Origin of the sequence: Actinosynnema pretiosum, from assembly GCF_024171695.1 — a bacterium.
Lineage (GTDB): Bacteria > Actinomycetota > Actinomycetes > Mycobacteriales > Pseudonocardiaceae > Actinosynnema > Actinosynnema pretiosum.
In genome coordinates, this window is sequence record NZ_JAMTCF010000014.1 from 274747 (window position 1) to 282679 (window position 7933).

Sequence of the window (7933 nt, forward strand, 5' to 3'; positions counted from 1 at the left end):
CGGCGCCGAGGACGAGTAATCGGACATCGACCTGTTCTTCGGGGTCGCGGCGGGGCACCGGTTGGACGACGTCGTGGCGGACTGGACCAGGTTCGCGTACGACGAACTCAGTGCCCTGCACCACTTCGACACCGACTCGCGGCTCGCGGTCTACCGGGCGTTCCTGTTGGCCGACCTGCTGGAACTCGACCTCGCCTTCACGCCCGCAGCGGCTTTCGGCCCGCTGGGGGCAGGCGGCTTCCGTGTGCTGTTCGGGGAACCGGTGCGGCGCGGGCCGGTGGACGGCGGTCCGGACCAGACGGCCGGGTACGCCTGGCACCACGTGCGGCACGCGCGGGTCTGCATCGAACGCGGCGCGGGGTGGCAGGCCGAGCACTGGATCGGACGGCTGCGGGACACGGGCCTCGCGCTGGCGTGCAGACGGCTGGGTCTGCCGGTGGAGTTCAACAAGCACGTCGACCGCCTCCCCGCGGAGGTGACCGACGCGGCCCGGGAGGCCCTGGTCCGCGACGTCAGCCGGGACGAGCTCCGGCGCTGCCTGCGTGCCGCCACTCACCTGGTCCTCCGCGAACTGCGCCTGAGCAGCCCCGAGGAGGCGCGCAGGCTGGAGGGCCCCCTCCTCGACCTCGTCGACGCTGCCGGCGCACCCACCCGCGACCTCACGTGAGGAACGCCGCCAGCTCGGCCGGCGTGGGCGCTTCGAAGACGTCGCGCACGGACAGCTCGATGCCGGTGGCCTCGTAGACCCTCGCGATCAGCCGCAGCGCGAGCAGCGAGTGCCCGCCCAGCGCGAAGAAGTTGTCCTCCCCCTGCACGTGGGTCCGGTCGAGCACGTCGGCGAACAGCCCGCACAGCAACTCCTCCTGCTCGGTCGCCGGCGGCCGGGGAATCGGCTCCCGGGGTGTCGAGTCGACCGATCGGACGACCTCGACGGGCACGGGAATCGTGGACAGCAGCGACCGGAGCGCCTCCGGGTGGGGCAGGTCGCCTTCGACCCTCGCCACCAGGCCGTTCGCCGTCGCGGCGACCTCCACGTTCTGGACGCCACCCGTATCGAGGAGGAGGCTCTCCACCTGAGCGGGCTCAACCCGGCGACCACCCACCTTGAGCATGCGGTCGAGTCGACCGATGAACTCCAGCTCGCCGTCCGCGTTCCAGCGCACCGCGTCCCCGGTCCGCCACAGCACGCCTCCGGGCTGGAACGGGTCGGGTGCGAACCGGGGACGGGCCGACTCGGTGTCCCGGTCGGTGTAGCCGTCGGCGAGGCCGGCCCCGCCGACGTGCAGTTCGCCCACGGCCCCGCGCGGGACCAGGTTCATCCGCTCGTCCAGCACGCGCAGGACCACACCGTCGACCGGACGCCCGATCGGCACCCGCTTCCGGTCTGGGCCCAGGTTCGCGCAGTCGTAGTAGGCGCACGTGCTGGTCGTCTCGCTGGCGCCGTAGGCGTGCCACAGCGCCAGGGACGGCAGCGCGGCGGCGGCGTTCCGGCACACCTCGGGTTTCAGCACTTGACCGCCGGTGACCACGGACCGCAGCGAGCGGAGGTCGTGCCGGACCGACGAGTCGGCCAGCCGTTCCACCGCGTCGGGGTCGAGGAAGGCGACGGTCGCGCCTTCGCGACCGATCACGTCGAGCGGGTCGGCGCCGTGGGGCGGTACGAGGGTGGCGCCCGCGACCAAGGGGGCCAGCAGCTCCACGATGGAGGAGGCGGAACCGAACGGTGTCGGCAGGACCCGGTCACCCGGCCGGAGCCCTACCAGCTCGGCGAGCCACGTGACCCGGTGCGCCAAGGCGGTGTGCGAACCCGCCACCTCGTCGACCGCGCCCTTCGCCGACGGCACCGGGACGGAGTACGCGGCGCCGGCCAGAGCGACCGGCGGAAGGCCCGCGTCGTCGGGCGCGGTCGTGGGCACGTCGGTGACGACGGCTCGGGTGGTCCCGCCGGCGGGACCACCCGGCAGCAGCGGGACCACCACCGCGCCCAGGCGCAACACCCCCAACACGGCGCACGTGAGTTCGACGCCTGCTTCGACGGCCACGCCGACCCGGTCACCGGTGCCGACACCCGCAGCGGCCAGGTGCCGCGCGACCCCGGCGGACCGCCGGTCCAGGTCGCGGTAGGTGAGCCGAGTCCCGCCGTGCCGCACCGCGACGGCATCGGGCGTGCGCTCGGCTTGGGCGGAGAACAGCTCGGGCACCGCGGCGTCGGGCGGTCGGCGGTCCGGACCGCGCCGGGTGGCCAACCACTCGCGCTCCTCCTCGTCCACCGAGAACAGGTCCTCGACGGCGAGCCCGGGGTCGTTCCCGATCCGCTCCAGCAGGCGCAGGTACTGCCGGGCCAACCGATCGACCGTGCGGTGGTCGAAGACATCGCCGTCGTACACCCACACGAGGGTCAGTTCGTCCGGCTTCTCCAAGGCGTGCAGTTCGAGGTGGAACCGGGAGACGATGTCCTCAAGGTCGACTTGCCCCACCTCCAGGCCGGCCAGCCGCAACGGTTCGGCGGCTACCGGTTGCAGCGAGAAGGTGGTCTGGAACAACGGTGTCCGGTCAACCCGCCGCCGCGGTGCGAGGTCCTCGACGATCCGCTCGAACGGCGTGTCCTGGTGCCGGTATGCGTCCAGCGCGGTCTGCCGGACGTGCGTGAGGAGGTCGGTGAAGCTGTCCTGCGGTGTCATGCGCACCCGTAGTACGAGCGTGTCGACCAACAGCCCGACGAGTCGTTCCAGTCCGGCCTCGGAGCGGTGGGCCACCGGCGTGCCGATCGCGAGGTCGCGTTCGCCGCTGTGCCGCCACTGCAAGGCGGCGAACGCAGCCAGCAGTGTCATGTGGAGGGTCGCACCGCGGCTGCGCCCCGCTTCGCGCAACCTCGCGGTGAGCGCCGGGTCGACGACCGATCTGATGACCGGCACGGCCCTGTGCGCCGCTGCCCGCGGCTCGCGGTCCGCGGGCAGCGTCGACGGTTCGGGCAGACCGGCCAACTGGTCCCGCCAGTACGCCAGGTCGCCGTCGTCGGCCCGCGTCCCCTCCCGCAGCAAGAAGTCCTCGTACCGCACCGGCGACCGCGGGAGCGGGTCGGGGTCACCGGCGGCGAACGCGCCGTAGAGCGATCCGAGCTCGTGCCGCAGGATGCCCTGCGACCACCCGTCGGAGGCGATGTGGTGGACCGTCAGGACCAGCACGTGATCGGCGGGGCCCAACCGGAGGAGCCGCGCGCGCAGCAACCGGCCCGCCGCGAGGTCGAAGGTGCGTTCCCACTCCTCCAGCGCCTCCTCGGCCACCGAGCGGGCCTGCCCGGCTCCCGGCGGACGGAGGTCGCTCACCGGAATCTCGACCGGTGCGGGAGCGACGACGACCTGACGGGGCTCGCCATCCACCGAGCGGAACGCCGTTCTCAGGCCCTCGTGCCGGACGACGAGGGCGGTGAGCGCACGCGTCAAAGCCGACCGGTCGAGCGTTCCGCGCACGCGGAACGCCTCGACGATGTGGTATTCCGGGCCGGTGCCGGTCAACTCGTGCAGGAACCACAACCGTTTCTGCGCGGGCGACAACGGGAGGAGCACCGGTTGCGATCCGGCCGTGCCGAACTCGGAGCGCACGTTCATCCGAGCCACCTGGGGGTTGACTCGCCGAAAAGATAAGCGGAAAGCGAGGGGCGCCGTTTCCGCCGGCTGCGGACTGGAACTCACGCGGCCCGTCCCCCACTATAGGGAAATGCTCTCGCAGACGACAGTGCCGGACCGTCGCCACTCAGCCGATGTCGTCGTCATCGGCTTCGGTCTGGTGGGCAGCGTGTTGGCGCGCAGGCTCACCGAGTCGGGCGCACGCGTGCTGTTGGTCGACTCGGGTTCGGCCGCCGCCATTCCGGGGGAACGCACCTGAGGAATCAGCCGGCGTGCCGTTCGGACCGGACCTACCACTACGACCTCGTGCGCGCGTTGCTGCGTCCGGCTTCGGTGCCTCGGGCGAACGGCGGGTTGACCGGCCGCGCCCTGCCACCGACGCCCGACGGCAAGGGTGTGAACGCCGGGCAGCGGGCGCGCGACAACCTCGTCGGCGCGCGGGTCACCAACATGCTGGGCGGGATGGGGATCCTGTGGAACTGCGTCGCGCCCCGGCTGAACCCCGCAGTCGAGCACTGGGAGGGCATCGATGGCGACGAGTGGTCCACCCTGTACCGGTATGCCGAAGACGCACTCGCCGTCGGCACGTCCGTCAGCCGCGGTCGCCAGGAACGCGTGCTGGGCCTGCTCGCGGACTTGGGGGCGCGCCCGGCCCCGGTCGCCGCCCGCCACCACGGCGCTGGTGTGCGGTGGACCGGGCCCGCGGAGGTCCTGCCCGCCGACGGCTCGTGGCAGTTGATCCCCGAACTCTCCGTCCAGCGTCTCACGCACCGCAACGGGCGCGTGGTGTCGGCCGACGCGGTCGCGCTCGACACCGGTGAGCGGGTGGTGATCGAGGCTGGCGCCTTCGTGGTCGCCACCGGCGGCCTCCGCGCTCCCGCACTGCTCTGGGCCTCCGGCATCCACTCCGAGGAGCGGCCGGCGCTCGGCCGCTACCTGGCCGACCACCCGGTTTCCTACGGTCAGCTCGTCCTCGACCAGGACCTGGCCGAGGACGACGCCGACCCGTTCGTGATCATCCCGATCGACGGCGACCGCCCGTTCCACTCGCTGTTGTTGTGCGATGCGTACGACGCGAACCTGCTCGAAGGACGGGTGGACGAGCGGCTGATCGTGTCGCTGTACTGGTACTCGCTGTCGCGGCCCCGGCACGAGAACCGGATCCGGTTTACCGGTCAGGCCTTCGACGCGACCGGCCTGCCGCAACCGACGTTCGAGTACACCACCACCGAGGCTGGCCGGGAGGTGGCACGGGCGGCCCTCGAAGACCTCCGGGCCACAGCCGGCCGGCTGGGCGAGTTCCTGCCGAGCAGCCAGCCGCGCGTTCTGAGCCCCGGCAGCTCGCTGCACGTCATGGGCACCACCCGGATGGGGGTGGCCGACGACGGCCACAGCGTGGCGGACACCCACGGACGGGTGTGGGGCTTCGACAACCTCTACCTCGGCGGCACGGGCCTGATCCCCTCCGCCACCGCCACGAACCCGACGCTCGCCGCCTGCGCCCTGGCGGTCAGCACCGCCGACCGCGTCAGGCGGGGCTGACCACCGCGGGACCGGGCGTGCTGGTGTCGACCAGCGCCCGCATCGTCGGTGCGATGCGGGCGGCCAGCGCGGCGTCCACCAGCTCCACCTCGGCCAGGAACGCCTCGACGGTCACCCCGAAGGCCCGCACCAGCTCCGCCGTCCCGAGCCCCCGGACCAGCGCCTCGTCCAACGGCGCGGTGACCTCGGCGGGCAGGTCGTCCATGCCGCGCCCCTGCACAGCCGACACGCCGTGACGGAGGCACGCGAGGGCGAGCACGTGGTCCCGCACACCGCTCACCATGTACTCCGCCTGCCAGACCCGGCCGCGCGCGATGCTGGACCGCGCGTGCAAGGCGTAGAGCCACCCCATCCCCACAAGACCGAGCGCCGCGGGCGGCCCCACCTTCGGCACGTCGGCGGCGGTGCCGAACAGCAGGCGGAACGTCGGGCCGGTCGCGCCGAAGTCCGCAGGAGCCCAGAACGAGAGGTCGAGCTGCAGGGTGTCGCGCAGGAGGAAGACCCGGAACAGCGTTTTGCCGTTGCGGACGTCGAGGTGGTGCACGACGTCGTGGTCGCGGTACAGGCGATCGCTCCAGTCCCGCACGACCTCGTCGACGTCCGCGTCCTCGTGCAGGCACAGCGCGAGGTCGATGTCCGACCAGCGGTCCTCTCGGTCGACTGCGGCGGACCCCACCAGTGCGGCGCCGGTGATCCGGGGATCGGCCTGCGCCGTCGACACCAGTGCGGCCCGCAACTGCTCTCGCTCGTCTGGGGTGAACATGGATTCGGATGCTAAGGGCTGTCACGTAACTGATCTTGCGGCGGGGGTGCGGGGTTCTTGGTCAGCTGGTGAGGGCGAGGTTGTGGAGGTGGGCGATGTCGGAGGCGGTGTCGCGCAGGGTGTGGGCGGCGCGGCGGTAGTCGCGCAGGATGGTCCAGTTCTTCATGCGGACCAGTGCGTGTTCGGCACGAGCACGGATCGGGCGGTGGACGGTGTTGAGGTCTTCCTGCGAGCCGGTGGGTTGGCTGCCGTCGCGGGGTTTGCGGTAGGGCATGATCACCTCCGGGTTGCCCTGGTGGCCACCGTCGGCCATGACAGGTCGGCCGTCGAGCACGTCGGCGATGCCGCAGTCGCGGTAGACGGTGCAGTCGTTGCGGTTGCCCGGCTGCGGGTCGCCGGTGGCGATCACGAGGCGGGTGTCGGCGTCGATGGCGACCTGCAGATTGGTCGAGTAGCGGTAGTTCTTCGACCGTGTGGCCAGGCGGTGGTCGCGGGTGGGGACCAGGGTGCCGTCCACGATCGCGACCTGGTCGACCCGACGGCGCCTCACCGGGGCCAGGGCGAGCAGCGGACCGACGCTGTCGATCACCCGGTGCGCCGCGGCGTGCGACACCCCGAACAACGGGCCCAGCTGCTGCATCGTGAGGTTGGTGCGCCAATACGTGGCCACCAACAACACCCGGTCAGCGAGGTCCAACCGCCACTGTCCGCCGGGACGTCCGTCCGCGATCGCGTCACCGCCTCGCTCGGCCACCACCCGCACCAGCTTGCGGAACTGCCCTGGCTGCAAGCCCGTGAACGGTGCGATCCACTCCGACCGGGACGCCGAGATCACCTGCACCCGATCATGATCCCCGATCCAATCCGGCGACCGATCACCGAGTTACGTGACACCCCTTAGTAGGGCTTTGTTAGGTGCTGTTGACCTGCGGTTTCTGTGCTGTGGATGTGGCCCGGACGGGTTGTCCGCAGGTGTGGCAGACACCGGTCCAGGCCGCGAGTAATGCCTGAAGTTCGCGCAGGACGGCGTAGAGGGTCAGACCTGCGCAGGGACTTTTGGGGTGCGGCGCAGCTTCGTGCAGATCGCCTGGGCGACGGAGGCGAGGGTGACGTGGCGGTGCCAGCCCAGCCAGGAGCGGCCCTCGAAATGGTCCAGGCCGAGGCCGTCTTTGAGTTCGCGGTAGTCGTGTTCGATGCGCCAGCGGATCTTGGCGATCCTGACCATGTCGCGCAGCCGGATGTCGGTGGGCAGGGTCGAGAGCCAGTAGTCGGTGGGTTCGGGTTCGCCGGTGGGCCATTCGGCCAGCAGCCAGCACTCGGGCAGGCTGCCGTCGGGATGGCGCGGGATGTTGCGGTTGGCCGGGCGCACCCGCAACGCCAGGAAGCGCGAGCGCATGGTCGCGGTCGGATTGCCGGCGCTCCTGCGGGAGCCGTGGCGCCAGAGGACGAACCGCCCCGCCGAACGCCCGGCCGCCGTCACGAGGGTCTTGGCGGTAACGGGCTTGTCCGGGTAGGTCGTCTTCGTCGGTGGACGGCCGGTGCCCGACCAGGTCGGCGGGACCGGGACCGAGGAGGCCGGGTGCAGGCTGGTGGAGGCCGAGACCGCCAGCGCGTAGGTCAGGCCGCGGTCGGTCAACCCCTGACGGAAGGCGGTGTTGTCGCCGTAGGCGGCGTCGGCCACCACCGGCCGCCGGGGCATGCCCCAGCCCAGCAGTTCGTCGATCATGTCCAGGGCCAGGCGCCACTTCTCCCGGTGCCGCCGGTCGTCCGGGATCGCGCAACGGGCCCGCTTCCGGACGATCTGCGCGGCTGTCGACTCGTCGTCGGTTTTGCGGTCGTCCCAGGACTCGGGCAGGAACAGCCGCCAGTCCACCGCCGCGGAGGTCCAGTCGGTGACCGCGTGCACGCTGACTCCGACCTGGCAGTTGCCCCGCTTGCCCAACGCTCCGCAGTACATCCGCGCCACTCCGGGCGAGGAGGTGCCGTCCTTGGGGAAGCCGGT

The 7933-nt window shown here is 71.7% G+C and carries 7 protein-coding genes; 3 read left to right on the top strand and 4 right to left on the bottom strand.

Going from position 1 to position 7933, the window contains the following annotated elements; translation table 11 throughout:
- Positions 1-61 precede the first annotated feature (61 nt).
- Positions 62-667 carry a nucleotidyltransferase domain-containing protein gene (locus LV78_RS27880; RefSeq protein ID WP_253848615.1) on the top strand — a complete coding sequence of 202 codons (606 nt, stop codon included), beginning with the start codon at positions 62-64 and terminating at the stop codon, positions 665-667.
- Here LV78_RS27880 and LV78_RS27885 read toward each other — a convergent pair.
- A complete protein-coding gene (locus LV78_RS27885) occupies positions 660-3692 on the bottom strand; it encodes a non-ribosomal peptide synthetase (protein WP_253848616.1) in 3033 nt (1010 codons plus the stop codon). The two genes, LV78_RS27880 and LV78_RS27885, sit on opposite strands and share 8 nt — an antisense overlap.
- 25 nt (positions 3693-3717) lie before the next feature.
- Here LV78_RS27885 and LV78_RS27890 point away from each other — a divergent pair, with 25 nt between their 5' ends.
- Positions 3718-3885 (top strand): hypothetical protein, encoded by a 168-nt coding sequence (locus LV78_RS27890; protein WP_253848617.1) that lies wholly within the window; start codon positions 3718-3720, stop codon positions 3883-3885.
- Positions 3886-3932: 47 nt separating this feature from the next.
- A complete protein-coding gene (locus LV78_RS27895; RefSeq protein WP_253848618.1) occupies positions 3933-5168 on the top strand; it encodes a GMC oxidoreductase in 1236 nt (411 codons plus the stop codon).
- Here the strand turns inward: LV78_RS27895 and LV78_RS27900 are convergent.
- The 3 genes from LV78_RS27900 to LV78_RS27910 all read right to left on the bottom strand — a co-directional run.
- The gene (locus tag LV78_RS27900) at positions 5155-5931 is read right to left on the bottom strand and encodes a nucleotidyltransferase domain-containing protein (RefSeq protein WP_253848619.1); all 777 of its coding nucleotides are present in this window, start codon (positions 5929-5931) and stop codon (positions 5155-5157) included. The genes LV78_RS27895 and LV78_RS27900 overlap by 14 nt on opposite strands.
- Positions 5932-5992: 61 nt before the next feature.
- Complete coding sequence (locus tag LV78_RS27905; protein ID WP_253848620.1) at positions 5993-6772, bottom strand: transposase family protein; 780 nt, start codon at positions 6770-6772, stop codon at positions 5993-5995.
- A gap of 195 nt (positions 6773-6967) precedes the next feature.
- Positions 6968-7933: IS701 family transposase (locus LV78_RS27910; protein ID WP_253848621.1), on the bottom strand; the 966-nt coding region annotated here is incomplete at its 5' end.